The following is a 25413-nucleotide window of genomic DNA, read 5'->3' on the forward strand; positions in this document are numbered from 1 at the left end:
TACGAAACGGAACGCGAAGTGCCCCGGACGAATCGATTCGTCCGGGGCACTTCGCGTGGTGTGCGCCGCGGTCACGTCCGCAGCCGCGGTCACATCCGGATCTGGACCGCCTTCACGGCCCGGTCGTGCATGCCGCGGGTGTCGCGGTCCCAGACCACCGCCGGGATGACCAGCAGGAGCAGCAGCGTCCGCAGCGCCGCGGCGCCCATGCCCAGCCGCCCGCCGTCCTGCCGGACCACGCGCAGCCGCAGCAGGCGCTTGCCCGGGGTGGTGCCGATGGTGCCCAGCAGCAGCACGCTCATGAGGCCGAAGACCACCGTGGTCCACGGATTGGCCGCGGCCGCCTCACGGTGCGCGATCAGCCCGTATGCGATCACCGCGCACAGGCCCCAGTCGATGAAGAGGGCAGCGACGCGCCGCCCGACCGGGGCGATCGAGCCGGGGCCCTCCTCCGGCAGCCCGAGGCGCTGCCCGCGGTAGCCGAAGTCGACGCCCATCCGCTCCGCGGCGGCCTTCGGGCCCTCGATCCACGATCCGATGACATCCCTGTTGTCCACGCCTCCACGGTAACCCCCCGCCCCGGGGCGCCCGCGTCCGACCCGGCACCCGTGCGGCGGCTCGGTTAACCTGCAAGAAACAAATGGGTCACGAGAGGGAAATGCCCGATCTCTATGGTCGGCACCAACGTGCGCCACCGCACTGGTCGCACCCATGAGCTGCAATCCGGCCTCCCGGGCCGGGCCAAGGAGGAGTTGGATGTCGTTCCAAAACGCCGACGAGGTGAAGAAGTTCATCTCGGACAACGACGTCAAGTTCGTGGACGTCCGGTTCTGCGACCTGCCCGGTGTGATGCAGCACTTCACGGTCCCGGTCGAGTCCTTCGACCCGGACGAGCAGCTGATGTTCGACGGCTCCTCGATCCGCGGCTTCCAGGCCATCCACGAGTCCGACATGGCGCTGATCGCGGACCTGTCCACGGCCAAGCTGGACCCGTTCCGCAAGGACTCCACGCTCAACGTCAACTTCTTCATCCACGACCCGATCACCGGCGAGCAGTACAGCCGTGACCCGCGGAACGTGGCGAAGAAGGCCGAGGCCTACCTCGCCTCCTCCGGCATCGCCGACACCGCGTACTTCGGCCCCGAGGCCGAGTTCTACGTCTTCGACAGCGCCCGCTTCGAGACCAGCGCGAACCAGTCCTTCTACCACATCGACTCCGAGGCCGGCGCCTGGAACAGCGGTGCGGAGCAGGACAACCGCGGCTACAAGGTCAAGTACAAGGGCGGCTACTTCCCGGTCCCGCCGGTCGACCACTTCGCCGACCTGCGCGCCGAGATCACCCTGGAGCTGATCAAGTCCGGCCTGCAGGTCGAGCGCCAGCACCACGAGGTGGGCACCGCCGGCCAGGCCGAGATCAACTACAAGTTCAACACGCTGCTCGCTGCGGCCGACGACCTGATGCTCTTCAAGTACATCGTGAAGAACGTCGCCTGGCGTGCCGGCAAGACCGCGACCTTCATGCCCAAGCCGATCTTCGGTGACAACGGCTCCGGCATGCACGTCCACCAGTCGCTGTGGACCAACGGCGCCCCGCTGTTCTACGACGAGCAGGGCTACGCGGGCCTGTCCGACACCGCCCGCTACTACATCGGCGGCATCCTCAAGCACGCCCCGGCGCTGCTGGCCTTCACCAACCCCACGGTGAACTCCTACCACCGCCTGGTCCCCGGCTTCGAGGCCCCGGTCAACCTGGTCTACTCGCAGCGCAACCGCTCCGCGGCCATCCGCATCCCGATCACGGGTGCGAACCCCAAGGCCAAGCGCATCGAGTTCCGCGCCCCGGACTCCTCCGGCAACCCGTACCTGGCCTTCTCGGCGCTGCTGCTGGCCGGCCTCGACGGCATCAAGAACAAGATCGAGCCGGCCGAGCCCGTCGACAAGGACCTGTACGAGCTCGCCCCCGAGGAGCACGCGGGCGTCCCGCAGGTCCCGACCTCGCTGTCGGCGGTCCTGGAGTCCCTCGAGGCCGACCACGAGTTCCTCCTCCAGGGCGGGGTCTTCACCTCCGACCTGATCGAGACCTGGATCGACTACAAGCGGACCAACGAGATCGCGCCGATCGCGCTGCGCCCGCACCCGCACGAGTTCGAGCTCTACTTCGACATCTAAGAACGCATCAGGTCACAGCACCTGCATCCCCCTCCGGGGCCGTACCGGGGCCGTCGCCTGCGTCCTTCCTCATCCGGAAGACGCGGTCGACGGCCCCGCGCGTTCGTGCCGCCGGAGCAAGGCCGACGTCTTCGAGGTCCCGAAGCCGCTCCTCCGCCCTACGCGCTACGGTGCGGTCGTCGAAGTCTCGTTCGGGGCTGTGGACGACGGTGATTGTGTGGATGTCTTCCTCTGGGAGGGTCCGCACAAGCCGACGTCGTGACCTCGCTTACCGATCTGCACCATGTCGGGACAGCAGAACCGACCGCGGTCCAGGGCTCCTTCATCGATATCGCGCAGCCACCCTCAGCGTCTAATCGAGAGCGTCACCATCACGGGCCGTGCCACTCTCCTGGCAGGAGGCGGTCAGAGGACAAGGGGCGAAGGACGATGGCGGGTGGGATGCGTGACCTGCTGTCCTGGCGGGGCCCGGTCTCAGTGAACGTGTTCGTGATCGGCGCCGGCAACACGCCGTTGCCGGAGGAGGCTTTTCACCTCGCCGGAATGGTCCCTGACGCCTTCTTGCCGTTCCCTCTGCTGGAGCAACCCGAAGCCATCGAGCGGCTCGGTCTGGTGTCGTACGACATCGACTTCGATGACACCTCGCTCGATCTGCGCGGGTACACGCGAGCAGTACTTCAACGGGTCTGCGCAGACACGCGGGCCGTAGCCTGGGCAGCTTTCGAGGGGACGTTCCACTACGACGAGCTCCTCACCGACCAGGTGGCCCACCAGGTATACGGCTACTGCATCACCGGCACGGAACCGGTGGTCGAGTGGGACACCGCGGCACTGAACGCCGAGGAGTGGCGCCACCGGATTGCCGAGGCTCGAGCGGCTTTGGACGCAATGCTGCCCGCCTCGGAGAGACAAGACAGGGAGAGCCGCACCGGCTGAGTGTCCGACAGGTCGCAGGGCGGGAAAACGCGGTGGCCACCCGACACGTGGTTCTATACCGTGCCCCCCGTGACCGACAACCGAAAGGGCAATGCCGCGTAGGCGCCCGTCAGCCCTGCGGGGCGACCTTCCCGTCCGCCCTTGGATGCGGCGACGCTACCCGTTCATTGATCGTCTTTCAGGATCTTGCACCGCCGACCTGCGTCGGCTGGAGCGGACACGTTTCCGGCCCGAAGCCGTGGAAGAAGCGTTCTGGCACTGGCAGGCCTTTGCCCATGGCCCCCTCAGACAACTTGTGGACCCCCTCGCCGGTCCTGATTGCGGCATCTTTGAGTGCGGCTGTTACGGCGACGGCTTCCGCGAACTCCTCGAAGCCGTGCTCCACGCACTGCCCGGGAAGAGCGCGCGTGAGCTGCGCGCCCTCGTGCGGGCCCTCGATGAGAAGATCCTGGCAAGGGCCAAGGTCATCCCGGCTGACAGCCCGGACGCGCCATGGTGGCGGGGTCAGCTCTAGGCCGTGGGCGTCTGTCGTGCACATGGTTCGCATCCGGCGGCGACGGCGGACCGCGCGGCCGGTCATGCGAACGGCGACATTCCCTTGCTCTCCAGGTGGGCGAGCAACGCGTCAAGGCAGGCATCTGCCGTGGCCATGTCCGCGCGGAAGAAGGAGTCCTCGCCGAGCGGTCCACCGCTGATGATGACCATCCATGCCCTCCTGTGCTCGACCATGCGCTCGCCGTCGGCCTTGAACACGGTCGTGACTCCGCGCTCGGCCAGCCACGCCATCAGTTCGAACATGTCCATACGCGCCCCTCCGGGAGGATCCTCCCATCCCGGAGCCGGCCGAGGCTTTCGCGGTACCGGGTGCCGAGTGGGGCGCGTACGGGGCTGCGCGGTGGGAGGATCGCCGTGCCGTGCGCCGTGTCGAGGAGGGGTCCGGGATGCCGTCCGCCGAACTGAAGCACACCTTCCGGATAGCCGCGCCGCCGGAGGAGGTCTTCGCGCACCTCGCGGAGCCGTCGCACTACATCGGCCTGTCGCCGCTCCTGGTCGACGTCCGCGACGTGCGCCGCAGCGGCGGGACCGTGCGGTACACGGCCGTGGAGCGGTTCCGCTTCCTCGGCCTGCTGCGGCACGACAACGTCATCGACGTCACGCTCGTCGCCGTCCCGGACCGCCTGCCGCACTCCGCCGAGATCTCCGGCGAGGTGCGCAGCCCCGCGCGGGTCCGCATGGGCTACCGCTTCGCCATCGACCGCGACGGGGCCGGCAGCCTCGTCACCGACACCCTGCACCTGCGCACGCCGCCCGGCCTGCTGCGCTTCGCCGCCTCCCAGGCGGGGGCGGTCCAGCAGGCCAGGGCCCGGGTCCTCACGGCACGTCTGGACCGGCCCGCCGGAGGCTAACCGCGGCGGGCCACGCCGCCGTAGAAGCCGATCTCGGCGGAGCGGGGCGGGACCGGGGCGTCGGGGCGCCAGAAGGGGACCTGGACGAGGCCCGGGTCCTCCAGCTCGAAGCCGTCGAAGAACCGCTCGACCTCGGAGCGGGAGCGGAGGTTCAAGGTGGCGGTGGCGTTGTTGTAGACGGCCTGGGCGTCGCTGCGGTCGGCGAAGTCGCCGGTGGCGTGCGAGAGCACCACGTAGCTGCCGGCCGGGAGCGCGTCGCGCAGGGTGGCGACGATCTCCGCGGGCTTCTCCGCGTCGGTGAGGAAGTGGAGGACGGCGACGAGGAGCAGGGCGACGGGTTCGTCGAAGTCGATGACCCGGCGGACGTCGGGGTGCTCCAGGACGGCCCGCGGGTCGCGCAGGTCGGCGAGCACGACGCTGGTGGCGCCCGAGCGGCTGAGCAGGGCGTTGGCGTGCGTGTTCACGATCGGGTCGTTGTCGACGTAGGCGATGCGGACGTCCGGCGCCACCTCTTGGGCGATCTCGTGCACGTTGGGGGAGGTGGGCAGGCCGGTGCCGATGTCGAGGACCTGGCGGACGCCGCTGCCGACCACGTGCCGGACGGCGCGGCGCATGAAGGCCCGGTTGGCGCGGACGCCGATCCTCACCTCGGGCGCGGCGGCGGCGAGCGCGTCGGCGGCCGTGCGGTCCACCTCGTAGTTGTCCTTGCCGCCCAGCAGGTAGTCGTAGATCCGCGCGGGGTGCGGCCTGCCGGTGTCGATCTCCTCGGCGCGGAAACCGTTCTCCATCACGCTGCGCTCCTCTCGGCGGCCGTCCGGGCCCTGACCCGGCACCGCTGACGACAGCTTTTCACATCATCAACTTCTCTGCCCACGAGGATAGTTCCTGGTCGAGGGGCCGGACGAAGGCCTTCTGGCCCTCAGCGCAGCGCGCAGTCCCCGCACAGTCCGCCGCCGGGCACGCGGTAGTACAGGCAGCAGCTGCGGCGTGCGTAGGCGGGCGCGCCGGCCCCGGTGAGCCGCAGGTCGCCGGCGTCGCACAGCAGCGGGTCCGCCGTCAGTTCCTCCGCCAGCGCGACGGCGCGGGCGGCCGCGTCGGGCCGCGCGCCCTCGCCCAGGCACCAGGAGTGCAGCACCCGCAGGGTGCCGGCGAGGGCCGAGGCGGCGTTGCCCCACAGCAGTCCGGGCGCGACGCCCGACACCGCGTGCACGGCCGCGCAGAGGGGCACGAGGTGGCCGTGGAGGACGTCCTCGCGCAGCCGCCCCGCGGGCACCTCCGGGGCGTCGTCCGGCAGCCACAGCTCGTCCGGGGTGGACCGGCCGGGGTGCCACCACAGGCGTCCGCCGGACAGGTCGGGCATGCGGCCGGTCAGCGCCGCCGGGCCGAGCGCGACGGACCACAGCCGTGCGGCCAGCCCCTGGTGGGCCAGCGAGGCGGCGACGCGCCGCTCGGAGGTGCGCAGGCGCCGCCCGACCTCCGCCACCCGGCCGGTGAGCGCGGGCGACGGCCGCCCGGCGTACACCTGCGCCAGCGGCACGAAGCCCTCGGCCCGCGGCTCCCCCGGCCCGGTGCGCACGGTGAAGAACGGTCCCGGTCCCACGGCGCCTGCGCCGGTCATCGCGCCCACAGGCCCCTGACGTGCCCGAGGTGCCGGGTCATGACGGCCTGTACGGCCGCGCCGTCGCGGGCCAGGAGGGCGTCCAGCAGCTCCAGGTGCTCCTCGGCGGAGGCCCGCAGCAGGCCACGCTCGGCGAGCGCCGTGAGGCCGTACAGCCGGGAGCGCTTGCGCAGGTCGCCGACGACCTCGACCAGGTGCTCGTTGCCGGCGAGCGCGAGCAGCCCGAGGTGGAAGCGGCGGTCGGCCTCCACGTAGGCGATGAGGTCGCCGGCCGCGGCGGCGGTGACGATCTCCTCGGCGGCCGGGCGCAGCGCCTCCAGCGCCGTGGCGTCGGCGGTGGAGGCGAGGCCGGTGACGGTCGGGACCTCGATGAGCGAGCGGATGTGGGTGTACTCGTCGAGCTGCCGCTCGGACACCGCGGTCACCCGGAAGCCCTTGTTGGGCACCGGGTCGAGCAGCCCCTCCTTGGCCAGGTCCAGCAGCGCCTCGCGGACGGGCGTGGCGGAGATGCCGAAGCGGGTCGCCAGCGCGGGCACCGAGTGCACCTCGCCGGGGCGGAGCTCCCCGGCGACCAGCGCCGCGCGCAGGGCGTCCGCGACGAGCTCGCGGTAACTGCCGGTGCGCTGCCCGCCGAGGGCGGGCAGGGCGGGGCCGTCGTGCGCTGCCATGCGGTGGCTCCTCCTCGGCGACGTGGCATGTATGCGACCAGTATCGGTGCCCGGACGGCTAGAGGACGAATCCGGAGGGGAACGGGTCGGCCGGGTCCAGCAGGTACTGGGCGGTGCCGGTGATCCAGGCGCGGCCCGTGACGGACGGAAGCACGGCGGGCAGACCGGCCACCTCGGCGGTGCCGGTGAGCCGGCCGGTGAAGTGCGTGCCGATGAAGGACTCGTTCACGAAGTCCTGGTGCAGGGGCAGTTCGCCGCGGGCGTGCAGCTGGGCCATGCGCGCGCTCGTGCCGGTGCCGCAGGGTGAACGGTCGAACCAGCCCGGGTGGATGGCCATGGCGTGCCGCGAACGGACGGCCGTGGAGCCGGGCGCCAGCAACTGGACGTGCTTGCAGCCGCGGATGGTGGGGTCCTCCGGGTGGACGGGCGGGTCCTCGGCGTTGATCGCGTCCATCAGCGCCAGGCCCGCGGCGAGGATGTCGTCCTTGCGGGAGCGGTCGAAGGGCAGGCCGAAGGCGTCCAGGGGCAGGATCGCGTAGAAGTTCCCCCCGTAGGCGAGGTCGTACGTGACCGTACGGCCGTCGGCGAGGACGGCCTTGCGGTCCAGCGCGACGCAGAACGAGGGGACGTTGCGCAGGGTCACGGCGGTCGCCGCGCCGCCCTCGACGGCGACCTCCGCGACGACCAGGCCCGCCGGGGTGTCCAGGCGGACCGTGGTGACGGGCTCGGTCACCGGCATCATGCCGGTCTCGACGAGGACGGTCGCCACGCCGATCGTGCCGTGCCCGCACATCGGGAGGTAGCCGGAGACCTCGATGTAGATCACGCCGTAGTCGGCGTCCGGACGGGTCGGCGGCTGCAGGATCGCCCCGCTCATCGCCGCGTGGCCGCGCGGCTCGTCCATCAGCAGGTGCCGTATGTGGTCGAGGTGGTCGCGGAAGTGGAGGCGGCGTTCGTTCATGGTGGCGCCGGGGACCGTGCCGATGCCGCCGGTGACGACGCGGGTGGGCATGCCCTCGGTGTGGGAGTCCACCGCGTGCAGGACGAGTTTGCTGCGCATGGGGGTGTGTCCTCCTCGTGGGTCGGGGGGCCGGAGCCCGGCTGGGCGGGGCCGGAGCCCGGTCAGGCGAGGCCTGCGGCGATCGCGGCCTCGGTGGCGGCCCTGACCTCCTTCTCCTGCTCCGGCAGCAGCGGCATGCGCGGCGGGCGGCAGGGGCCGCCGTACCGGCCGGTGAGGTCCATCGACACCTTGATGGCCTGGACGAACTCCGTCCGGGAGTCCCAGCGCAGCAGCGGGTGCAGCGCCCGGTAGAGCGGCAGCGCGGTCGCGGTGTCCCCGGCGACCGCGGCGCGGAAGAGCTCGCCGCAGGCGCGGGGCAGGGCGTTGGGGTAGCCCGCCACCCAGCCCTTGGCGCCCGCGGTGGCCAGTTCGAGCAGGACGTCGTCCGCGCCGACCACGAGGTCGAGTTCCGGGGCGAGCTCGGCCAGTTCCCAGGCGCGGCGCACGTCGCCGCTGAACTCCTTCACGGCCTGGATGTGGCCCGCGTCGTGCAGCTCCGCGAGCAGGCGCGGGGTCAGGTCGACCTTGGTGTCGTAGGGGTTGTTGTACGCGACGACCGGCAGCCCCGCCCGCGCGACCTCGGCGTAGTGGGCGTGCACGGAACGCTCGTCCGCACGGTAGGCGTTGGGCGGCAGCAGCATCACGGCCGAGCAGCCGGCGTCGGCGGCGTGCTCGGCCCAGCGGCGCGCCTCGCCCGAGCCGTACGCGGCGACGCCCGGTACGACGCGCTCGCCGCCGATCGCGGCGACGGCCGTCTCCACGACCCGCGCGCGCTCGGCAGGGGTCAGGACCTGGTACTCGCCGAGGGAGCCGTTGGGCACGACGCCGTCGCAGCCGTTCGCCACCAGCCAGGCGCAGTGGGCCGCGTAGGCCTCGTAGTCGACGGACAGGTCACCTGCGCGCAGCGGCAGGGCTGTGGCGACGAGCACGCCGCGCCACGGGCGGTCGGGGGTGGTGTTCATGGCCGTTCCCTCTCTTCCTCTTCTTCCGTCCCGCCGGCCAGCAGGCCGAGCGGCACGGGCCGGGCGAGGGACCGCCCGGGGTCGGTGAAGGGGCAACCGGCGACGGCAGCGACGCCGGGGCCGCAGACGCGGCCCTGGCACCAGCCCATCCCGGCGCGGGTGAGCAGCTTGACGGTACGCAGGTCGCCGGCGCCGAGGTCGCGGACGGCCTCGCGGACGGCGGCGGCGGGCACCTCCTCGCAGCGGCACAGCAGGGTGTCGTCGGTGACGGTGGACTCCGCCCAGTCGCCGGGGAGCCGGTAGACGGCGTCGAGCACGGCGGCGAACCTCCGCAGCCGCTCGCGGCGGCGGGCGGCCGCGGCCCACGTGGCGTGGCGGGGCTCGGTGCCGCGCAGCCGGGCGGCGGCGGAGCGGCCGGCGATCTCCCCCTCGGCCAGCGCGAGCTCCGCGCCGCCGACGCCGGTCACCTCGCCCGCGGCCCAGACGCCGGGGGTGGGGGTGCGCTGTTCCGCGTCCACCTCGAAGGAGTCCGCCAGGTCGGTGTGCGGCAACAGCCCGTGGCCGACGGCGAGGGCATCGCAGGCGACGCGGCGCCGTGTGCCGTCGGGCCCGGCGAGGGTGACCGCCTCGACGCGGTCCTCGCCGTGGGCGGCGACGACCGTGTGCCGCCAGCGCACGCGGATCCCGTGCCGGGCGAGCCGGACGGCGTAGGCGGCACCCTCAACGGCCTTGCCGAGGGGTACGGCGGTGGCGTGCCGCAGCAGGTCACGCGGGTCGGCGGCCTCGGCGAGCGCCGCGACGCGCGCCCCGGCCGCCGCGAGGCCCGCCGCGACCGGCAGCAGCAGCGGCCCCGTCCCGGCGACGACGACCGTACGGCCGGGGAGCACCAGGCCGCCCTTGAGCATGGCCTGCGCGCCGCCCGCCGTGACGACCCCGGGCAGCGTCCAGCCGGGGAACGGCAGCACCTTCTCGTAGCCCCCGGTCGCGAGGACCACCGCGTCCGCCCGGATCGCGCCCGCCTCGAGCGTGTGGAGGGTGAACCCCGGCTCCATGCACCAGACCTGGCGCTGCGGCAGGTGGGTGACGCGGCCCGTGGCGAGGTGGGCCTCCAGTCGCCCGTGCAGCCCCCGCCAGGTGCGCCACGCGTGGTGCAGGGCCCGGGTCCTGCGCGCCCGGAGTCCCGGCGCGGGCTGCCGGTAGAACTGCCCGCCCGCCTGGAGCGCGGCGTCGACCAGGGCGACCCGTACGCCCGCGTCCGCGGCCGCCAGCGCCGCCGCGATCCCCGCCGGCCCTGCCCCCACGACGGCCAGCTCGTACCTGTCCCCGCTCACGCCCGCCTCCCCCGCGGGCCCGGTCCGGGGCGCCCCCCGCGGACCACCCCCGGGGGCGCGGACAAGCCCCGTACGAGCCCCGGCCGTCCCCCTCCGGCCGCTCCGGCACCGTCCGGCGAGTCCGGCCTGCGCCTCGGCACGCCGCGCAGCAGCCCGGTCGCCCCCACGGCACCGACGCCGGCGGGGGTGCTGCTCGCCCCGATCGTCCCGGCCGACCTGCCGGCGTCACGGCCGGTCGAGTGCCGGGCGGACGGCTCGGCCGTGGCAGGCGACGTCGCCGCCGTCACCGACGGACGGGGCCGGCCCGCGGCGGGACCCGCCGTCCCCTCCCGAGGATCCCGCTGCCCGCGCGCCTTCGCCGGCGCCCGCCACCGCGCCGGGGCGGCACCGCGGACACCCCCGGCAGCACCCGCACGCCCGCCCGCCGGACGGCTACACCCCGGGGACGGCCAACCCCCCGCGCCCGATCCACCAAGGACGCACCGCAGCCCCGCCGCCCGCACCAGGACGAAGGCAGCCGCAGCCCCGACACGGACACCCCCGGCAGCACCCGCACGCCCGCCCGCCGGACGGCTACACCCCGGGGACGGCCAACCCCCCGCGCCCGATCCACCAAGGACGCACCGCAGCCCCGCCGCCCGCACCAGGACGAAGGCGACCGCAACCGCGACGCGGGCGCTCACGGCAGCTCCCCCGTGCCCACCTGCGGGGTGACGACGTCGCCGGGGTGGGCGACGGTGACGCAAGCCCGCTGCCCCGGGCGGCCGTTGACCGTGAGGAGGCAGTCGAAGCAGACGCCGATGCCGCAGAAGACGCCGCGCGGGGCGCCGTCGACGCGGGTGGTGCGCCAGGACAGGACGCCGGCCGACCAGAGGGCGGCGGCGACGGTCTGGCCGGGGTGGGCGGGGATGTCGCGCCCCGCGAAGGTGAAGGTGAAGCCCGGGCCCGGTGCGGCGCGGGCCAGGCGCAGGGGGCTGCGACGGCTCACGGGGTGGCCTCCTCGGCGGGGAAGCGGTCGGGGCGGAAGGGGGTGAGGTCGAGTTCGGGGCGGGCCCCGGTGAGGCACTGCGCGATCAAGTGGCCGGTGGCCGGGGCGAGTCCGATGCCGGCGCCCTCGTGGCCGCAGGCGTGGTGGAGTCCGGGGACGCGGGGGTCGGGGCCGATCGCGGGGAGGTGGTCCGGCAGGTAGGGCCGGAAGCCGGTGTACGCGCGCAGTGTCGCGACGTCCCGGAGCACCGGGAACAGGGCCAGGGCCTGGGCGGCGAGGCGGCGGGCGACGGGCAGCGAGAAGGTGCGGTCGAAGCCGACGCGTTCGCGGCTGGCTCCGATGAGCACGGGGCCGGCGGCGGTGGCCTCGACGACGGCGGAGGTCTGCAGGGCGGCGGAGTCGCTGGCGACGTCGGCGACGTAGTCGGCCGCGTACACCTTGTGGCGGACGGTGCGCGCCGGCAGGGGCTCGGTGACCAGGACGAAGCCCCGTCGCGGCAGCACGGGCAGCCGCACCCCGGCGAGGGCGGCCACCTCGCCGCCCCAGGTGCCCGCGGCGTTGACGACGGCCGGGGCGTGGATGTCGCCCCGGTCGGTGCGGACCCCGCGCACGGCGCCGTCCGGCGCGCGGAGCACCGCCGTCACCGTGGTCCCGAGCCGCGCCTGCGCTCCCAGGTCGCGGGCGGCGTGGACGAGCCGGGCGGCGGCGAGCGCGGGCTGCACCTGGGCGTCCTGGGGGTAGTGCACACCCCCGGCGAGGCCGTTCGCCAGGTGGGGTTCGAGCTCGCGCAGCCCGTCCGCCGGGACGGGCACCGCCTGGACGCCGCTGCGCCGCTGGGCGGCGGCGAAGTCCTCCAGTGCGCGCAGTCCTTCCGCGCCGGACGCCACGACGAGCCCGCCCTTGGCCTCGTACTCGGCGGTCGCGCCCAGATTGTGACGTTCCGTCAATTCCTGCCACAGCCGGGCGGAGAGCAGGGCGAGTCCGAGCTCCGGACCCGGCTCCTTGTCGGAGACCAGCAGATTGCCCTCGCCGGCCCCGGTGGTGCCGCCGGCCACCGGCCCGCGGTCCACGAGGACGGTGCGGAGCCCGGCCGCCGCGGCGTGGAGGGCGCAGGCCGCGCCCACCATCCCGGCGCCGACGACCACGACATCGCAGCTCGTCGGCTTGCTCACGCCGGTAATATGTCACACAGCACTACTCACAACCAGCCGTTGCGCCGGAATCCGCGGTGGATGACGAAGCAGGCGACGACCATCACGCCCACGGCGAGCGGATAGCCGTAGGTCCAGCGCAGTTCCGGCATGTGCTCGAAGTTCATGCCGTACAGGCCGCAGATCATGGTGGGGACGGCGAGGATGGCGACCCAGGCGCTGATCTTGCGCATGTCCTCGTTCTGGGCCATGGACACCTGCGCGATGTTGGCCTGGAGGATCGAGTTGAGCAGGTCGTCGAAGGAGGTGACCTGCTCGGTGGCGCGGGCGAGGTGGTCGGCGGCGTCGCGGAAGTAGGTCCGCAGGTCGGCCTCGATGCCGGGCAGGGGCTCCTCGGCGAGCCGCTGGAGGGGGCGGCCGAGCGGGGCCACGGCCCGCTTGAGCTCCAGCAGTTCGCGCTTGAGCTGGTAGATCCGGCCGGCGTCGGTGCCGCGGCCGCGGTGGTCGGAGAAGACGTCGGTCTCGACCTGCTCGATGTCCGCGTGGACCGCGGAGGTGACGGCGAGGTACTGGTCGACGACGTGGTCGGTTATCGCGTGCAGGACGGCGGCCGGCCCCTTGGCGAGCTGGTCGGGGACCGTCTCCAGGCCCTCCCGGAGCGGGCCGAGCGAGCCGTGGCCGCCGTGGCGCACCGTGATGACGAAGTCGGGCCCGGTGAAGACCATGACGTCGCCGGTCTCCACGACCTCGCTGGTGGCGGTGAGCCGGTCGTGCTCGACGTAGCGGGCGGTCTTGAGGACGGTGAACAGGGTGTCCCCGTACTGCTCCAGCTTGGGCCGCTGCTGGGCGTGTACGGCGTCCTCGACGGCGAGCGGGTGGAGCCCGAACAGCTCCGCGACACCGGCGAACTCCGCTTCCGACGGCTCGTGGAGCCCGATCCACACGAAGCCCCGGCCGGACTTGCGGACCCGGGCGATCGCCTCGTACGCGGCGCAGTCGTCCTGGCGCAGTCCGTCCATGTAGACCACGCAGTTCACCACCGAACTGCCCAGCGGGGAACGCGCCGGGTGGCTGAGGTCCACACGCCGTTGGCGTACGTGGGTGAGGCGGACGGCTTTGCGGAGATTGCTGATCATCGACATGAAAGGCTCCTACGCAGGCATGCGGCCGCCAGTATTGCCCACGACCGGGCCTGTTCGAGCCCTCCGTCACACCGTCCTTGCACCGTGGGGGCCTTGGGGCGCTCCGCTTCCCGCCCCGTTTCCCGGCCCGCGCCGCCCCCCGCGCACGCGTCGGGCCCCTCCGGCCGGTGAGGGCACACGGCGGGAGGGACCCGGCGGGGTGCGGCGGTGCGACCGCCGCCGCCTCCTTATACATGGCGGGGGTGTCGCGCCGACCGCCATTTGTCGGCGATCGCCCCCGCGCCGGGGCCGGTGGTGGACACCCCCCAGGGCGAGATGATCATCCAGATGCCGAGGGCCGCGAATGGCCCGGCTGAGGCCGTACATCCTGGCCGGCGCCATGGCGAGGCAGAGCCCGAGCAGGGCGAGGCGATGCCGATGACCGGGTTGTTGAGCGCCAGTTCGGGACGGGCGCCCGAGAAGTGGACCGTCCAGGGGCAGATGGCACAGTAGAGGCCATTGTGTGCTTCCACGTCTTTTCACGGTAGACATCACCGTCATCACCTTTTCCCATGAGATGCCGGTGATGTGACATGCGCGACAGGCGGCCGGACCGTGCTCCCGCGCGACCGCCCTGTTCGCGAGGTCACCGCCTGCCAGGGCGTCCGGTCGGGGGGTGCGGTCGGGGGGTGCGGTCGGGGGGTGCGGTCGGGGCGGACCTGGTTCGCGGGGGGCGCGGGACTTCTCTTACACTCCGTAGGGCTCCGGCCGGTGCAGGCCCGGGCATGCCACGTCCTCCGCAGAGATGGGTCCCATGAGCGCCATCAGTATCGGTCAGGCAGCTGTGCTCGGCGTCGTGGAGGGGGTCACCGAGTTCCTCCCGATCTCGTCCACCGGCCACCTGAAGATCACCGAGGGCCTGATGGGCATCCCGGTGGACGACAAGGCCGTCGTCGCCTTCTCCGCGGTCATCCAGTCCGGCGCCATCGCGGCCGTGCTGGTCTACTTCTTCAAGGACATCGTCCGGATCTGCAAGGCGTGGTTCACCGGCATCGCCAACCGCGAGGAGCGGTACCACCACGACTACAAGTTCGGCTGGTGGGTGATCTTCGCGACGATCCCGATCGTCGTCGTCGGCTTGGCGGCCAAGCCCCTCATCGAGGGGCCGCTGGCCTCACTGTGGGTGGTCGCGGGCTCGCTGATCGTCGGCAGCGGCGTGATGTGGGCGGCCGACCAGATGGGCCGCCACAAGCGCGGCGAGGACGACACCACGTTCAAGGACGCCATGCTCGTCGGCTCCTCGCAGATCCTCGCCCTGCTCTTCCCCGGCTTCTCCCGCTCCGGCGCGACGATGTCCACCGCGCTCATCCTCGACCTGGACCGGGTCGCCGCGACGCGGCTCTCCTTCTTCCTGGGCATCCCCGCGCTGACCGGTGCCGGTCTGTACGAGCTGAAGGACGCGCTCGGCGCCGGGGTGGACACGGCGCCGCTCGTCGTCGGGACGGCCGTCTCCTTCGTCGTCGCGTACGCGTCGATCGCCTGGCTGCTGAAGTTCGTGGCCAAGCACTCGTTCAACGCGTTCATCATCTACCGGCTCGTGATCGGCGTCCTCCTCTTCGGCCTGCTGGGCACGGAGGTCATCGCCGCGTAGGCGTACGGCCCGACAGGGCCAGGGCCCGCTCGAAGGCGGTGGCCGCGGCGGGGTCGGCCAGCGTGACGGGCGCGGCGAATCCTTCGTACCGGCGGTAGACCTCGGCGTACCGGTCGACGACCGCCAGCACGAACGCGCCGAGGGCCTCGCCGCAGCGGTACTCCTGGCCGGTGGCACGGGCCACGTCCCAGCCGTGGACGGCGAGCTCCTTGACGACCATCGAGGCGACCTCGGCGGCCGGCATCGACCCATGGCCCAGGTCGACCTCCCCCTCCCAGGCCTCCGGCGCCGCCCACGCCGCCACGGCCCGGTCCAGCTGCTCCGCGTACGCCCCGGCCCAGTCCGGGCCGGCGGTGAAGTCGCGGGCCGTGAGCTCCTCGGGCAGCGGCTTGCGCAGCGCGCGGTGCTCCAGGCCGTGCGAGGTGTAGAGGATCCAGTGGTTCAGCAGCGTGCGGGTGTCCCACTCCCCGCAGGGCGTCGGGGCGGAGAGCCGGGCGGGGTCGCCGCCCACCCCGCGGGCGACGCGGGCGGCCTCGCCCGCGGCTTCGATCATGTACGCGTGCAGTTCGGTCATGCGGCCATGCTGCGCGCAGGGGCGGCGGCCGGTCTTGAACAAACGCGACAGCCCGGACGGCCGCCCGCCGCCCCCGCGGCCTACACGTCCACGACGACCTTGCCGACGACGCCCTCCTCCACCGCCGCGTGGGCGTCGGCGGTGCGCTCCAGCGGGAAGCGGTGCAGCGGCAGCCCCGACTCCTCGCCGGACCGCAGGGCGCCGTCCCGCAGGGCCGCGGTGACGGCCGCGACCGCCTCGCGCTTGGCGGCGTCCGGCATGGTGTAGACGAGCACGCCGTGCCAGCGAAGATTGCGCGCGAAGGTCTCCCTGACCGGCAGCGTGAACTCGGCGCCGCCGTTGTCCGCGTAGTAGGCGACGACGCTGTTCGGCGCCAGCACCGCCAGGTCGAGCCCGCTGTTCACCGCCACGGCGACCTCCACGACGATGTCCACACCCTCCGGCGCGGCGCGGCGGATCTCCGCGGCCGGGTCGGGGGCCGTGTAGTCCACGACGTGGTGCGCCCCCGCGGCACGGGCGAGCTCCGCCTTGTAGGGGTTGCTGACCGTGGCCACGACGAACGCCCCCGCCCAGCGCGCGAGCTGGATCGCCGCGTGGCCGACCGCGCCCGCCCCGCCCGCGACCAGGACGTTCCGGCCGCCGAGGACGCCCGGGGCGAGCCGGGCCGGGCCGCCTTCCGCCACCGTCAGCGCGCGGTGCGCGGTCATCGCCGGGATCCCGAGGCTCGCGCCGGTGTCGAAGGACGCGGTCGCGGGCAGCGGCACGGCGTGTGCCTCCGGGAGCGTCACGTACTCCTGGGCGGTGCCGTCCGCCCGCTGCCAGGCGGCCTCCCACAGCCACACCCGCTCACCGGTCCGTCCGGGGTCGACGCCCTCCCCGACCGCGTCGACCACCCCGGCCCCGTCCTGGTTCGGCACCTGCTCCGCGACCGTGGCGGGCGGCCCGCCGCGCCGCGACTTCCAGTCCGTCGGGTTGACCCCCGACACCTCGACCCGTACCCGTACCTCGCCCGGACCCGGCTGCGGCAGCGGCCGCTCGGTCAGGCGCAGCACCTCGGGGCCGCCGCCTTCCGTGTACACGATGGCCTTCATGATCCGTACAAGGCGGCGCCGGGGCGCATTCTTCCCGCCGCACGGGTGTCCGGTCCGGGTAAGGTCGGCCCGTGCCCGCCGCGCCTGCCGGTCCGCCGTCCCTGGAGGCGGCGTTCCCGGCCACGCTCGCGCCGGACGTGCGCGCCGTCGCAGCCCTGCTGCCACCGCCCCCGCCCTACGACGACCCCCGCTGGGAGGCTCACGGCGATGTGCGGATGCCGGTGCGCCTCTACCGCGGCGAACCGGACCCGGACGTGCCGGCCGCCCTCACCCCCCGGCAGCGCCTCGTCCTGCACTGCCTGTACGCGCTGCACCCCGACGGGTACGTACGGCAACGGCACGCGGCGCACGTGGCCGGGGTGGCCGAGCCCTGGGCGGTGCCGTTCGTGGTGCGGCTCACCGGCGAGTACGTGCTGGAGATCGTCGCCGACCTCCGCGCACGGCTCACCGGGGCCCTGGCGCCGGAGAGCGAGGCACGCCGCGTGTACGGGCGGTTCGCCGCGGAACACCCTGAGTTCCTCGCCGTCACCGAGCGCCGCGCGGTGAGCTACTGGAACGAGTACCACCGGTGGCGGTTCCCCGTGTTCACCGACCATCCCGCCGCCGCCGTGCTCGAGTTGCTGCGGGCCGCGGCCGTGGAGACCACGGGCCAGGCGTGGCCACGACAGATGCGGGCGGGGCGGGGCGCGTGCTGAGGGGCGTTACGCGCGCGCCGCCCGTTCGCACAGGACGGCGGCGCCGGACGGTTCCGGCGGCGGATCGGGGAGACCCACCGCGGCCGCGCCCGGCGACCGGTGCGGGGAGCGGGGGACGAAGGCTCCGCTGGTGCCGCCGCGACCGCGGTGGACCAGGACGCCGGAGACCGGATCGGGGACGGCGTCGAGCGCCGCGCGAGTGCCGGGCAGGGCGCGCCATGCGAGCCAGTGCTCCTCTTCACGGAAGCACAACTCGAAGACGACGCCCCACCCGTACGAGTGCCATTCCCACGCCAGTGCACGGTTGGTGACCGCCGACTCCACGAGCGTCGGCGCATACGCGTCACGCCATGCCGCGGCGGATGTGCTGGCGTTGAGGACTTCGATGGACCACCAGTCCGCTGCCATACCCAAAACGATAGGCACTTCGCAAGTCGCCCGCCAGGGTCCTGCCCCTGACGGCGCGTCACGCAGGGTCGGCCGAGGCCAGCAACTCCGTCACGCGCGCCGCGAAGCGGGCGTCGCAGGGGTGGGGGACGCCGGTGCGCACGGCCGTGAGCAGGGCGTCGATGGCGTTGCCGAAGGCGGGCACGGGACCGTCGGCGCGACCGGGGAGCGAGACGACCCCGGAGGTGCCGCGCAGCTCGACGGTCATGCCGGCGGCCGCCGGCGGGGCCGTGAGGCTGAGCGCCGCCGTGCTGGAGGCGCCGCCGTCGTGCCGCAGCACCAGGTGGACGGTGTCGCCGGGTCCCTGGACGGCGGTGAGCGCGGTGACGTCCCCGAGGACCGGGAGGAGCACGGACAGCGCGTGTGGCCCGACGTCCCACAGGGCGCCCTTCTCACGCCGCCAGGGGGACGCGGCGAAGGGGCTGTCGCCGGAGGTGAACACCGAGCCGAACCACTCCGCACGAGCGGTGAACCAGCCGTCCACGGCGGCCTGCTCGTCGATCCAGGCGGAACTCGTGGCGTCGAAGCGGAGGGTGAAGAAGACCACCGACGCGACCCCGGCGGCCTCGGTGGCGTCGGCGACACGGCGGGCGTCGGCCACGGTCGTCGCGACCGGCTTGTCGAGCAGCAGGTGTCGGCCGGCCGCGGCGGCACGCGCGGCCAGCGGGGCCTGCACGTCCGGGGGCAGGGCGATGGCGACCGCGTCCACGTCGCCGATGAGCTCGTCCACGTCGGCGTAGGCGCGGGTGCCGAGGGTCGCGGCGAGTGCGGCCGCCGCCTCGGGGCGGCGGCCCCAGATCCCGGTGAACTCGACCTCGGGGTGGGCGACGAGGGCGGGGCCGTGGGCGATCTCCGCCCAGGGGCCGGTGCCGAGCAGTCCGATGCGCATGGTCACCGCTCCCCCGCCGGCTCGGTGTGGCTGCGGTACCAGGTGCGGTCGAGGTCGACGACGTCGACGGCGGTCTGCACGCTCAGACCCGGCGTCGGCGCGAGGTGCTCCCGCACCAGCTCCAGGACGGCCTCGCTCAGCTGCGTCTTGGCCTCGGGCGTGCGCCCGGACAGGACGGCGGCCTGGACGAGAACCAGCGCGTGCTCGGGGGCGCCGTCGGCGAGGACGTACTCGTCGGACCGGCGGAAGCGGGTCTTGCACGCCTCCACCCTGGTGTCGATGGTCTTGGCGACCAGCGGGTGCAACGCGGTCGCGAAGCCGCGCCGGTCGAAGGCGTCCGCGAGGTTGCCGGTGTAGTCCACGGTGATGTGAGGCATGGCACACACCCTACGTCCCTGGTCACGGCGGTCCGCGAGGGCCCGCCCCCGGGGCGGTGGAGGGCCTTCCGCAGGCCCTGCCGGGGTGTCCGGCAGGTGGGACGGCGGCGCGTTCACATCGGGTTAACACACGGGCAATGGATGCGAAATCGCAGGTTGTGAGGCTGCAGCGGCAACACCACCCACCCGCAAGGCCCACGCCAACAAGGATGACGCCCGTGAGCTACAAGGCCGAGTACATCTGGATCGACGGTACCGAGCCGACCGCGAAGCTGCGCTCGAAGACCAAGATCCTCGCCGACGGCGCGGAGCCCGGTGTGTGGGGCTTCGACGGCTCCAGCACCAACCAGGCCGAGGGCCACAGCTCGGACCGCGTGCTCAAGCCCGTCGCCACGTACCCGGACCCGATCCGCGGCGGCGACGACCTGCTGGTGCTGTGCGAGGTCTTCAACATCGACGACACCCCGCACCCCTCCAACACCCGTGCCCTGCTGCGCCCGGTCGCCGAGCGGTTCGCGGGCCAGGAGTCGCTGTTCGGCATCGAGCAGGAGTACACCTTCTTCCAGGGCTCGCGCCCGCTGGGCTTCCCCGAGGCCGGCTTCCCGGCCCCGCAGGGCGGCTACTACTGCGGCGTCGGCGCCGACGAGATCTTCGGCCGCGAGATCGTCGAGCAGCACCTCGACAACTGCCTCGCCGCGGGCCTGGGCATCTCCGGCATCAACGCCGAGGTCATGCCCGGTCAGTGGGAGTTCCAGGTCGGCCCGCTCAGCCCCCTGGAGGTCGCCGACCAGCTGTGGGTCGCGCGCTGGCTGCTCTACCGCACCGCCGAGGAGTTCGGCGTCTCGGCCACCCTCCACCCCAAGCCGGCCCAGGGCGACTGGAACGGCGCGGGCGCGCACACCAACTTCTCCACCAAGGCCATGCGCGAGGGCTACGACGCGATCATCGAGGCCTGCGAGGCCCTCGGCCGCGACGACAAGCCGATGGAGCACATCAAGCAATACGGCTCCGGCGTCGAGGCCCGCCTGACCGGCGCCCACGAGACCGCCCCCTGGAGCGAGTACAGCTACGGCGTCTCCGACCGCGGCGCCTCGGTCCGCATCCCGTGGCAGGTCGAGGTCGACAAGAAGGGCTACATCGAGGACCGTCGGCCCAACGCCAACGTCGACCCCTACGTCGTCACCCGCCTCATCGTCGACACCTGCTGCTCCGCGCTGGAGAAGGCCGACCTCGTCTGACGCTCCGCACCATCCCCGAGGGCGCCCGTCCACACGCCGGGCGCCCTCGGCGCGTCCACGGCACGTTCACGGCACGCGGACGGCCTCGAAGAGGAAGCAGCCGTACTCCACGGCCCGTACGTGCACCAGGGCGACCCGAGGATCGGCGAACCGGGCCGCCAGGACGGCGTCGGCGGCGCCCGCGGCGACCTCGTCCGCGGTCAGCCGGACCAGCCGGCCACCGAGGATGCGGCCCCGGGCGTCGTAGCACCGGAAGACCCGCCGCTCGCCGTGCAGGGCCGCGGGGTAGCCGGGGGCGTCCGGCGGGCCGGGGCAGTCCTCCGCGGCGGCGTGCACGAAGACCGGCCCGGTCTCGTCGTACGGGCCGGGGTCGGCCCCGGTCGCGGCGGCCCAGCGGCGCAGCGGCGCGTAGGCGGCCAGCGCGACCCGCTCCCCCGGCGCGCTGTGCCGCAGGCAGCAGCGGAGCGGGGCGCCGCCCTCCGGGTCCGGCTCGGGGCGGGGGACGAGACCGGCGTCGTCGCCGCCCCGCAACTCCTCGGCGACGGCCGGGTCGAGGGCCCGGACCTCGTACGCGATGCGATGGGTGTCCATGCCCCCAGCGTCGCCCGGTCCGCTCAGGAGGTCCGGCGGGATTCGGACGTCGTGCTCAGGGCCCGCCACGCGGCACGGTCGCCGGGCAGCCCGAGCCGGGCGAGGAGGGCACCCCGGTTGCCGCCGCGCGGATCCCACAAGGTGTCGTGCGCGGCCAGGGCACCGGCGTAGGCACGCTGGGCCGGGGTGGCGCTGTGGGCCGCCGGCCAGCCGTCGGGGAAGAACCGGGGCAGGTAGGGGCCGATGTCCGGGTCGGGGTGGCGCCACGCGAGCAGCGGCAGGACGGCGAGGGCCGCGGGCAGCAGCCGCTCGGGGTCGGTGACGCGCCGGCACAGTGCGGCGGCGACGGTGAAGCGGGGCCGGCCGGTGAAGGTGGCGGGCCTGCGGCCGAACGCCGCGTCGAGCGCGGCCGGGTCGCGCAGGGCGTCCAGCAGCACCGTGTGCGCGTCCTCGTCGCCGTCGAGGGCGGGGGCGAGCGCGGCGCAGACCCGCACGGCCGGTTCGGGGTCGGCGAGCAGGGCCCGGGGCGCCTCGCCCAGTTCCCCCAGGTGGACGGCGAGGGCGGCGCGCTCGTCCGTCCCGGCCGTGGCCGAGGCAGCGGTGAGGACCCGGACGACCTCGTCCCTGCGGCCGGCGAGCGCCGGGTGCGCGGCCGTGCGCGCCACGCAGGCGGCCGCGGCGGTCCGCACCTGTGGGTCGGGGTCGGTCAGGTGGACGGCGGCTGCCGCGTGGACGGCGGGCAGGGCGTCGTACACCCCCACGGCCGCGCGGACGACCGCCAGGTCGGCCATCTCGTCGTCCCAGAGGGCCTGTTGCTCCTCCTCGTCCGCGTTCGCCCAGGCCTCCTGCCAGGCGTCGGCCGCCGCCCCGTCCGCGGGGAACGCCCGCGCCCGCCACTCCTGCGCCTCCGCCGGGCCGGGCGCCGCCTCCGCCGCGTACCGCAGGAAGGCCAGCAGAGCCTGCCTGGGTGCGGCCGGGTGCTCCCCGGCGAGCAGCTCAGCGACCTGGCGGACGGCCGGCGGCGTGGCCGGCCAGGGTGTGCCCTGGTGCACGATCGCCCCGTTGAGGTGCTCCAGGGCGGCCCGGACGTCCGCCTCCCGGCCGGTGCGCAGGGCGGCCAGATGCCGCGGGGTGTCCGTGGCGGCGCCGTAGGCGTGGAACAGCCGTGCCCAGTCCGTCTCGTGCATGCGGCCATCATGGCGCGGGGCACCGACAACGCCTGCTCGCAGGCCGGTTGGGCGCTCCGGCACCGGGGCGGCGCGCGGTGGCGGGGTGACCATCCCAGGATTCACTCGTTCTACGGAACGTGAACGCCCAGCACGCGACCGCCACCCGTCCCCGGCACGGCGCAGCCGTCATCGTGGACGTCGAGGAGGCGGAGGCCGCACTCGTCGAGAACTACCCGCACCTGGTCCGGCTGGCCTACCTGACGTTGCCGCCGTCGCTCGGCCGGCACCGGAGGGTGCTGACCGCCCACACCCTGACGCAGGGCGTGCTGCCGCGCTCGCCGTGCGAGCCGGACCCCGCCGTGGTGGACGTCCCCGGGCCGCGGGGGACCGTGGACCCGGCGTACGCCCTGGTGCGGCAGGAAGTGCTGGACACGGCACTGGCGTTCGGCCGCGAGCGGGGCTGGCGGGGCCGGCTGCGCAGGACGGTGGTGGGCGGTCCGGCGCCGTACGTCTGGGGCCTGCGGCTGCACACCAAGGCGACCGGGACGGACGAGGCGGAGCTGGACCGGGCGCTGTCCGGGCTGAGCGCGGCCGGGCGGGCGGCCTACGCGCTGCTGGAGCTGGAGCGGCCCCGGCACGCGGACGGCCGCGAGGTGCGCAGGCTGCTGGTGGCCGCCGGGGTGGCCGACCCGCGGGGCGCCCTGAAGGCCGCCAAGGCGGTGCCGGAGGGACTGCTGCTGGGCGGCACCGGGTTCGACCCGTGCACGGTGCAGGCCCGGCCGACGGATCTGCTGCGCAGGCGGCAGCACGTGCGCGTGGGCCTCATCGCGGCGGGTGCGATCGCCGTGACCGCGACCCTGGTCGCCGTGCTGACCGGCGGGCAGGACCCGTACGCGGCGGGCGGGTCGCCGGGGGGCGCGTACGGGACCGCGGATCTGCTGGACCCGGCGAAGCTGGTGCGGGTGCAGGACACCGCGTGGACCCGCGCCTCCCGGGTGGACTTCACGGCCTGGCCGGCCCGCGGCGGGCGCGCCGGCGACCGGGCGCTGCTGGGCCGGGCGATGGCGGTGTGGGCGCACCCCTCCGGCAACGTCGCCGTGTCGGCCACCAAGGGCACCGCCGAGGGACTGCCCGCGCAGCAGCCGCAGTTGCTGTACGCGGGGGACGTGGACGGCGCCACCGTGGTGCTGATGTACGACGGCCTGCGGCTGGTGCGCTACGCCGAGCCGCGCGACGGCGGGGGCTCGGCGGCCCTGGACTTCGCCCGGGTGGACGGCGCGGGCGTGACCACGGCGGCCGTGGTGCTGGGCCGGACGGACGGCAACACCAGGTTCCTGACCGCCCCCTGGGTCACCGAGGCGGCCTCCCGCGACCTGCGGGACCCGGGGCGCGCCCCGGCGAAGCTGGACCGCACGGCGGACGGGGTGACCGAGCCGGTGCGGATGCCCGGTGCGGACAGCCGTCCCGGGGTGTGCGGGGACACCTGGCCCGCGCTGCAGTTCCGGGCCGCCGGCGGGCTCGGCGTGGACCGGCCGTTCCTCCTCACCGACCTCGGCGACCTCGTGCCGGCGCACCTGACGTACCAGCCCGCCGTATACACCACGCCGCTGGAGGCGACCGGCCCCACGGCGCTGGCGAACGTGGCCAGGACGGCCTGCAACCTCTCCTCCATGAGCGGCCTGGGCACCCGGTCGGTCAACGTCTGGCGGTACGCGACGCAGCGGCTGCCTGAGGACAACGGGCAGGCGTCGTGGGTCTGCGCCCGCGCCGACACCTGGCGCGGCACGGACGGCCGGGCGCTGGCACTGTTCCTGCCCCCGGTGTCCGAGCCGGGCACCCCGGGCGCACCGGTGGGCCAGAGCGGCCGGGACAACGGGGCGTGCGGCCGGGCGGTGCCGCAGGTGCTGGCCGGGGCGCTGTGGAAGTCCACCGCCGGCCACTGGTACCTGCTGGCGGCGGGCAGCCGTGACGTGACGCGGATCAAGGCCACGGGCGGCGTGACCGGCGCCTCGAAGGGCCCGACGATGGCGGTGCGGGCCGAACAGGGCGCCCGGGCCGAGCTGTCGGCGGTGCTCGACTCGGGCGCGGCGCTCACGACGCTGCGCTGAGGCCGCCCTCCCCCGCCCCGGTGGCCTGCTCCGCGCCAGGAGCGGCCGCCGGGGCGCCGCGCGCGGAGCGGGCGCGGCGCGGTGCTCCCCCGTCGGGGTGCCAGCCGAAGGCGAGGCAGCTGCCTGCGACGCCGAGCAGCAGGCCGACGAAGAAGCCGCCGAGGTTCGAGGTGACCCAGCTGCCCAGGGCCAGCAGGACACCGACGATCGAGTAGAAGAGCCGCTGGGCCGGGTTGAGCAGGATCAGCAGCCCGCAGATCGCCATCAGCCCGGGCAGCAGGTAACCGGCCAGTCCCTGCGCGCCGATGTGCAGGACGACGGGCAGCGCGGCCTTCTCGGTCACCAGGATCTCGGCGCCGCCGAGGGTCAGCAGGACCCCTCCCCAGAACGGGCGGCGGCCGCGCCAGCGACGGAAGCCGGCCATCAGCAGCCCTCGCCGCTGAACTTCAGTTTCAGGCCGGGCAGTTTGAACACCGCGGCCGTCGTGGCGTAGTTGGTCTGCCGCAGGTGGTCGATGGTCACGGTGTCGGACTGCTGGCTGAAGACGCCGATCGGGCCCTGGACGCCGGCCTTGTCGAGGGTGCTGGCGTCGTTGCCGATCTCGATGCCGTCGAAGGCGGCGTCGCCGGACAGCTCGGTGGAGTCGGTGGTCAGCCCGCGGGCGGTGACCTTCTCCGCGCCGCCGCCCGCCGTGATGACGAGGTTGGTGCCACCGAGGTCGACGCTCTGGCAGAGGTCGGTGAGCGTCGCCTTCCTGATCGCGGAGACGACGACCAGGACCTGGCCGCCGGTGTCGCCGGTGTTCGGGCTGCCCTCGGCCATCGAGTCGAGGCCGCCGAACTGCGCGAAGCCCTCGCCCTTGAGTTCGGTGGCGGTGACGGTGAACGGCATCCCGGAGATCGCGAACTGCACGCCGAGCGCGCCCTGCGCGGTGAGGACCATGAGCGTGGCGCCGATCGCGGCGGCGGGTACGGCCATCGCGGCGGCGCGGCGCCAGCGGACGCGGCCGGGCCGTTCGGGGGTGGCCGGTGTGACGGGTGTGGCGGCGCCGGTGGTTCCGGGCTCTTCGGACGAGGCCATGGCTGCTCCCAGGACATGCGAATGCGGAGGAACGAGCTGACTGGCGCGGTGTCCTGGCGCGGACAGCGGCTGCGCACGTCCGTCCCCGGCGCC

General features: G+C 74.1%; 29 protein-coding genes. 8 read left to right on the forward strand and 21 right to left on the reverse strand.

The window, feature by feature from the left end; genetic code table 11:
• Nucleotides 1-89 precede the first annotated feature (89 nt).
• Nucleotides 90-557 carry an RDD family protein gene (locus AC1VWI_RS14785; RefSeq protein WP_499511462.1) on the reverse strand — a complete coding sequence of 156 codons (468 nt, stop codon included), beginning with the start codon at nt 555-557 and terminating at the stop codon, nt 90-92.
• A gap of 199 nt (nt 558-756) precedes the next feature.
• Here AC1VWI_RS14785 and glnA point away from each other — a divergent pair, with 199 nt between their 5' ends.
• The 3 genes from glnA to AC1VWI_RS14800 all read left to right on the forward strand — a co-directional run bounded on the left by glnA (nt 757) and on the right by AC1VWI_RS14800 (nt 3619).
• A complete protein-coding gene (glnA, locus tag AC1VWI_RS14790; protein ID WP_499511463.1) occupies nt 757-2169 on the forward strand; it encodes a type I glutamate--ammonia ligase in 1413 nt (470 codons plus the stop codon).
• A 441-nt stretch (nt 2170-2610) separates the two neighbouring features.
• Nucleotides 2611-3105: a hypothetical protein gene (locus AC1VWI_RS14795; RefSeq protein ID WP_499511464.1), complete on the forward strand. Its 495-nt coding sequence runs from the start codon at nt 2611-2613 to the stop codon at nt 3103-3105.
• A 145-nt stretch (nt 3106-3250) separates the two neighbouring features.
• On the forward strand, nt 3251-3619 hold the full coding sequence (locus AC1VWI_RS14800) for a hypothetical protein (RefSeq protein ID WP_499511465.1): 369 nt from the start codon (nt 3251-3253) through the stop codon (nt 3617-3619).
• 62 nt (nt 3620-3681) lie between these two features.
• On the opposite strand, the gene AC1VWI_RS14805 is transcribed toward AC1VWI_RS14800, so the two are convergent.
• Entirely contained in the window at nt 3682-3909 is a 228-nt protein-coding gene (locus AC1VWI_RS14805) for a hypothetical protein (RefSeq protein WP_499511466.1), read from the reverse strand.
• Between the two features lie 110 nt (nt 3910-4019).
• On the opposite strand from AC1VWI_RS14805, the gene AC1VWI_RS14810 reads away from it, so the two are divergent.
• On the forward strand, nt 4020-4511 hold the full coding sequence (locus AC1VWI_RS14810; protein WP_499511467.1) for an SRPBCC family protein: 492 nt from the start codon (nt 4020-4022) through the stop codon (nt 4509-4511).
• Here AC1VWI_RS14810 and AC1VWI_RS14815 read toward each other — a convergent pair.
• The 10 genes from AC1VWI_RS14815 to AC1VWI_RS14860 all read right to left on the reverse strand — a co-directional run bounded on the left by AC1VWI_RS14815 (nt 4508) and on the right by AC1VWI_RS14860 (nt 13943).
• Nucleotides 4508-5299 (reverse strand): SAM-dependent methyltransferase, encoded by a 792-nt coding sequence (locus AC1VWI_RS14815; RefSeq protein ID WP_499516812.1) that lies wholly within the window; start codon nt 5297-5299, stop codon nt 4508-4510. The genes AC1VWI_RS14810 and AC1VWI_RS14815 overlap by 4 nt on opposite strands.
• Before the next feature lie 131 nt (nt 5300-5430).
• The gene (locus AC1VWI_RS14820; protein WP_499511468.1) at nt 5431-6129 is read right to left on the reverse strand and encodes a (2Fe-2S)-binding protein; all 699 of its coding nucleotides are present in this window, start codon (nt 6127-6129) and stop codon (nt 5431-5433) included.
• The gene (locus AC1VWI_RS14825; RefSeq protein ID WP_499511469.1) at nt 6126-6797 is read right to left on the reverse strand and encodes a GntR family transcriptional regulator; all 672 of its coding nucleotides are present in this window, start codon (nt 6795-6797) and stop codon (nt 6126-6128) included. Before AC1VWI_RS14825 ends, AC1VWI_RS14820 begins: the two co-directional genes overlap by 4 nt.
• A gap of 58 nt (nt 6798-6855) precedes the next feature.
• Nucleotides 6856-7857, reverse strand: coding sequence for a proline racemase family protein (locus AC1VWI_RS14830; RefSeq protein ID WP_499511470.1), 1002 nt, complete (start codon nt 7855-7857; stop codon nt 6856-6858).
• Nucleotides 7858-7919: 62 nt separating this feature from the next.
• A complete protein-coding gene (locus AC1VWI_RS14835) occupies nt 7920-8819 on the reverse strand; it encodes a dihydrodipicolinate synthase family protein (protein WP_499511471.1) in 900 nt (299 codons plus the stop codon).
• The gene (locus AC1VWI_RS14840; protein ID WP_499511472.1) at nt 8816-10150 is read right to left on the reverse strand and encodes an FAD-dependent oxidoreductase; all 1335 of its coding nucleotides are present in this window, start codon (nt 10148-10150) and stop codon (nt 8816-8818) included. Before AC1VWI_RS14840 ends, AC1VWI_RS14835 begins: the two co-directional genes overlap by 4 nt.
• Nucleotides 10151-10829: 679 nt before the next feature.
• Nucleotides 10830-11138 carry a (2Fe-2S)-binding protein gene (locus tag AC1VWI_RS14845; RefSeq protein ID WP_499511473.1) on the reverse strand — a complete coding sequence of 103 codons (309 nt, stop codon included), beginning with the start codon at nt 11136-11138 and terminating at the stop codon, nt 10830-10832.
• Nucleotides 11135-12310, reverse strand: a complete 1176-nt coding sequence (locus AC1VWI_RS14850; protein ID WP_499511474.1) for an NAD(P)/FAD-dependent oxidoreductase — start codon at nt 12308-12310, stop codon at nt 11135-11137. Before AC1VWI_RS14850 ends, AC1VWI_RS14845 begins: the two co-directional genes overlap by 4 nt.
• Nucleotides 12311-12336: 26 nt before the next feature.
• On the reverse strand, nt 12337-13431 hold the full coding sequence (locus AC1VWI_RS14855) for a magnesium and cobalt transport protein CorA (RefSeq protein ID WP_499511475.1): 1095 nt from the start codon (nt 13429-13431) through the stop codon (nt 12337-12339).
• Between the two features lie 227 nt (nt 13432-13658).
• The gene (locus AC1VWI_RS14860; RefSeq protein ID WP_499511476.1) at nt 13659-13943 is read right to left on the reverse strand and encodes an SPW repeat domain-containing protein; all 285 of its coding nucleotides are present in this window, start codon (nt 13941-13943) and stop codon (nt 13659-13661) included.
• Nucleotides 13944-14224: 281 nt separating this feature from the next.
• Between AC1VWI_RS14860 and AC1VWI_RS14865 the strand changes: the two genes are divergently transcribed.
• Nucleotides 14225-15061, forward strand: coding sequence for an undecaprenyl-diphosphate phosphatase (locus AC1VWI_RS14865; protein ID WP_499511477.1), 837 nt, complete (start codon nt 14225-14227; stop codon nt 15059-15061).
• On the opposite strand, the gene AC1VWI_RS14870 is transcribed toward AC1VWI_RS14865, so the two are convergent.
• Both AC1VWI_RS14870 and AC1VWI_RS14875 read right to left on the reverse strand, forming a co-directional pair.
• A complete protein-coding gene (locus AC1VWI_RS14870; protein ID WP_499511478.1) occupies nt 15048-15635 on the reverse strand; it encodes a TIGR03086 family metal-binding protein in 588 nt (195 codons plus the stop codon). The genes AC1VWI_RS14865 and AC1VWI_RS14870 overlap by 14 nt on opposite strands.
• An 80-nt stretch (nt 15636-15715) precedes the next feature.
• Nucleotides 15716-16726 carry an NADPH:quinone reductase gene (locus AC1VWI_RS14875; RefSeq protein ID WP_499511479.1) on the reverse strand — a complete coding sequence of 337 codons (1011 nt, stop codon included), beginning with the start codon at nt 16724-16726 and terminating at the stop codon, nt 15716-15718.
• 71 nt (nt 16727-16797) lie between these two features.
• Here AC1VWI_RS14875 and AC1VWI_RS14880 point away from each other — a divergent pair, with 71 nt between their 5' ends.
• Entirely contained in the window at nt 16798-17421 is a 624-nt protein-coding gene (locus tag AC1VWI_RS14880) for a hypothetical protein (RefSeq protein ID WP_499511480.1), read from the forward strand.
• A 6-nt stretch (nt 17422-17427) separates the two neighbouring features.
• Here the strand turns inward: AC1VWI_RS14880 and AC1VWI_RS14885 are convergent, their stop codons facing one another.
• From AC1VWI_RS14885 to AC1VWI_RS14895, 3 genes are read right to left on the reverse strand one after another with little or no spacing between them, the layout of a single operon-like run.
• The gene (locus AC1VWI_RS14885; RefSeq protein WP_499511481.1) at nt 17428-17829 is read right to left on the reverse strand and encodes a hypothetical protein; all 402 of its coding nucleotides are present in this window, start codon (nt 17827-17829) and stop codon (nt 17428-17430) included.
• A gap of 58 nt (nt 17830-17887) precedes the next feature.
• Nucleotides 17888-18757 carry a Gfo/Idh/MocA family protein gene (locus AC1VWI_RS14890; RefSeq protein WP_499511482.1) on the reverse strand — a complete coding sequence of 290 codons (870 nt, stop codon included), beginning with the start codon at nt 18755-18757 and terminating at the stop codon, nt 17888-17890.
• A gap of 2 nt (nt 18758-18759) precedes the next feature.
• Complete coding sequence (locus tag AC1VWI_RS14895; protein WP_499511483.1) at nt 18760-19134, reverse strand: 5-carboxymethyl-2-hydroxymuconate Delta-isomerase; 375 nt, start codon at nt 19132-19134, stop codon at nt 18760-18762.
• 218 nt (nt 19135-19352) lie between these two features.
• On the opposite strand from AC1VWI_RS14895, the gene glnII reads away from it, so the two are divergent.
• Complete coding sequence (gene glnII, locus AC1VWI_RS14900) at nt 19353-20372, forward strand: glutamine synthetase (RefSeq protein ID WP_499511484.1); 1020 nt, start codon at nt 19353-19355, stop codon at nt 20370-20372.
• Nucleotides 20373-20438: 66 nt separating this feature from the next.
• On the opposite strand, the gene AC1VWI_RS14905 is transcribed toward glnII, so the two are convergent.
• Both AC1VWI_RS14905 and AC1VWI_RS14910 read right to left on the reverse strand, forming a co-directional pair.
• On the reverse strand, nt 20439-20963 hold the full coding sequence (locus AC1VWI_RS14905; protein ID WP_499511485.1) for a DUF1203 domain-containing protein: 525 nt from the start codon (nt 20961-20963) through the stop codon (nt 20439-20441).
• A 23-nt stretch (nt 20964-20986) separates the two neighbouring features.
• Nucleotides 20987-22150: a hypothetical protein gene (locus AC1VWI_RS14910; protein WP_499511486.1), complete on the reverse strand. Its 1164-nt coding sequence runs from the start codon at nt 22148-22150 to the stop codon at nt 20987-20989.
• Nucleotides 22151-22269: 119 nt separating this feature from the next.
• Here AC1VWI_RS14910 and AC1VWI_RS14915 point away from each other — a divergent pair, with 119 nt between their 5' ends.
• On the forward strand, nt 22270-24240 hold the full coding sequence (locus AC1VWI_RS14915) for a hypothetical protein (RefSeq protein WP_499511487.1): 1971 nt from the start codon (nt 22270-22272) through the stop codon (nt 24238-24240).
• Here AC1VWI_RS14915 and AC1VWI_RS14920 read toward each other — a convergent pair.
• Nucleotides 24224-24664, reverse strand: a complete 441-nt coding sequence (locus tag AC1VWI_RS14920) for a DUF6114 domain-containing protein (protein WP_499511488.1) — start codon at nt 24662-24664, stop codon at nt 24224-24226. The genes AC1VWI_RS14915 and AC1VWI_RS14920 overlap by 17 nt on opposite strands.
• Nucleotides 24664-25320: a DUF6230 family protein gene (locus AC1VWI_RS14925; protein ID WP_499511489.1), complete on the reverse strand. Its 657-nt coding sequence runs from the start codon at nt 25318-25320 to the stop codon at nt 24664-24666. Before AC1VWI_RS14925 ends, AC1VWI_RS14920 begins: the two co-directional genes overlap by 1 nt.
• Nucleotides 25321-25413 lie beyond the last annotated feature (93 nt).

The sequence above is a fragment of the Streptomyces sp. TOM-9 genome, from assembly GCF_056858595.1.

Bases quoted from the DNA above. Each gene is read 5' to 3' on its own strand.
- AC1VWI_RS14830 (WP_499511470.1), bottom strand. From the start codon at position 7,857: ATGCGCAGCAAACTCGTCCTGCACGCGGTGGACTCCCACACCGAGGGC.
- AC1VWI_RS14920 (WP_499511488.1), bottom strand. From the start codon at position 24,664: ATGGCCGGCTTCCGTCGCTGGCGCGGCCGCCGCCCGTTCTGGGGAGGG.
- AC1VWI_RS14855 (WP_499511475.1), bottom strand. From the start codon at position 13,431: ATGTCGATGATCAGCAATCTCCGCAAAGCCGTCCGCCTCACCCACGTA.
- AC1VWI_RS14800 (WP_499511465.1), top strand. From the start codon at position 3,251: ATGCGGCGACGCTACCCGTTCATTGATCGTCTTTCAGGATCTTGCACC.
- AC1VWI_RS14820 (WP_499511468.1), bottom strand. From the start codon at position 6,129: ATGACCGGCGCAGGCGCCGTGGGACCGGGACCGTTCTTCACCGTGCGC.
- AC1VWI_RS14865 (WP_499511477.1), top strand. From the start codon at position 14,225: ATGAGCGCCATCAGTATCGGTCAGGCAGCTGTGCTCGGCGTCGTGGAG.
- glnA (WP_499511463.1), top strand. From the start codon at position 757: ATGTCGTTCCAAAACGCCGACGAGGTGAAGAAGTTCATCTCGGACAAC.
- AC1VWI_RS14870 (WP_499511478.1), bottom strand. From the start codon at position 15,635: ATGACCGAACTGCACGCGTACATGATCGAAGCCGCGGGCGAGGCCGCC.
- AC1VWI_RS14885 (WP_499511481.1), bottom strand. From the start codon at position 17,829: ATGGCAGCGGACTGGTGGTCCATCGAAGTCCTCAACGCCAGCACATCC.
- AC1VWI_RS14905 (WP_499511485.1), bottom strand. From the start codon at position 20,963: ATGGACACCCATCGCATCGCGTACGAGGTCCGGGCCCTCGACCCGGCC.
- AC1VWI_RS14795 (WP_499511464.1), top strand. From the start codon at position 2,611: ATGCGTGACCTGCTGTCCTGGCGGGGCCCGGTCTCAGTGAACGTGTTC.
- AC1VWI_RS14895 (WP_499511483.1), bottom strand. From the start codon at position 19,134: ATGCCTCACATCACCGTGGACTACACCGGCAACCTCGCGGACGCCTTC.
- AC1VWI_RS14805 (WP_499511466.1), bottom strand. From the start codon at position 3,909: ATGGACATGTTCGAACTGATGGCGTGGCTGGCCGAGCGCGGAGTCACG.
- AC1VWI_RS14825 (WP_499511469.1), bottom strand. From the start codon at position 6,797: ATGGCAGCGCACGACGGCCCCGCCCTGCCCGCCCTCGGCGGGCAGCGC.
- AC1VWI_RS14815 (WP_499516812.1), bottom strand. From the start codon at position 5,299: ATGGAGAACGGTTTCCGCGCCGAGGAGATCGACACCGGCAGGCCGCAC.
- AC1VWI_RS14890 (WP_499511482.1), bottom strand. From the start codon at position 18,757: ATGCGCATCGGACTGCTCGGCACCGGCCCCTGGGCGGAGATCGCCCAC.
- AC1VWI_RS14875 (WP_499511479.1), bottom strand. From the start codon at position 16,726: ATGAAGGCCATCGTGTACACGGAAGGCGGCGGCCCCGAGGTGCTGCGC.
- AC1VWI_RS14835 (WP_499511471.1), bottom strand. From the start codon at position 8,819: ATGAACACCACCCCCGACCGCCCGTGGCGCGGCGTGCTCGTCGCCACA.
- AC1VWI_RS14925 (WP_499511489.1), bottom strand. From the start codon at position 25,320: ATGGCCTCGTCCGAAGAGCCCGGAACCACCGGCGCCGCCACACCCGTC.
- AC1VWI_RS14910 (WP_499511486.1), bottom strand. From the start codon at position 22,150: ATGCACGAGACGGACTGGGCACGGCTGTTCCACGCCTACGGCGCCGCC.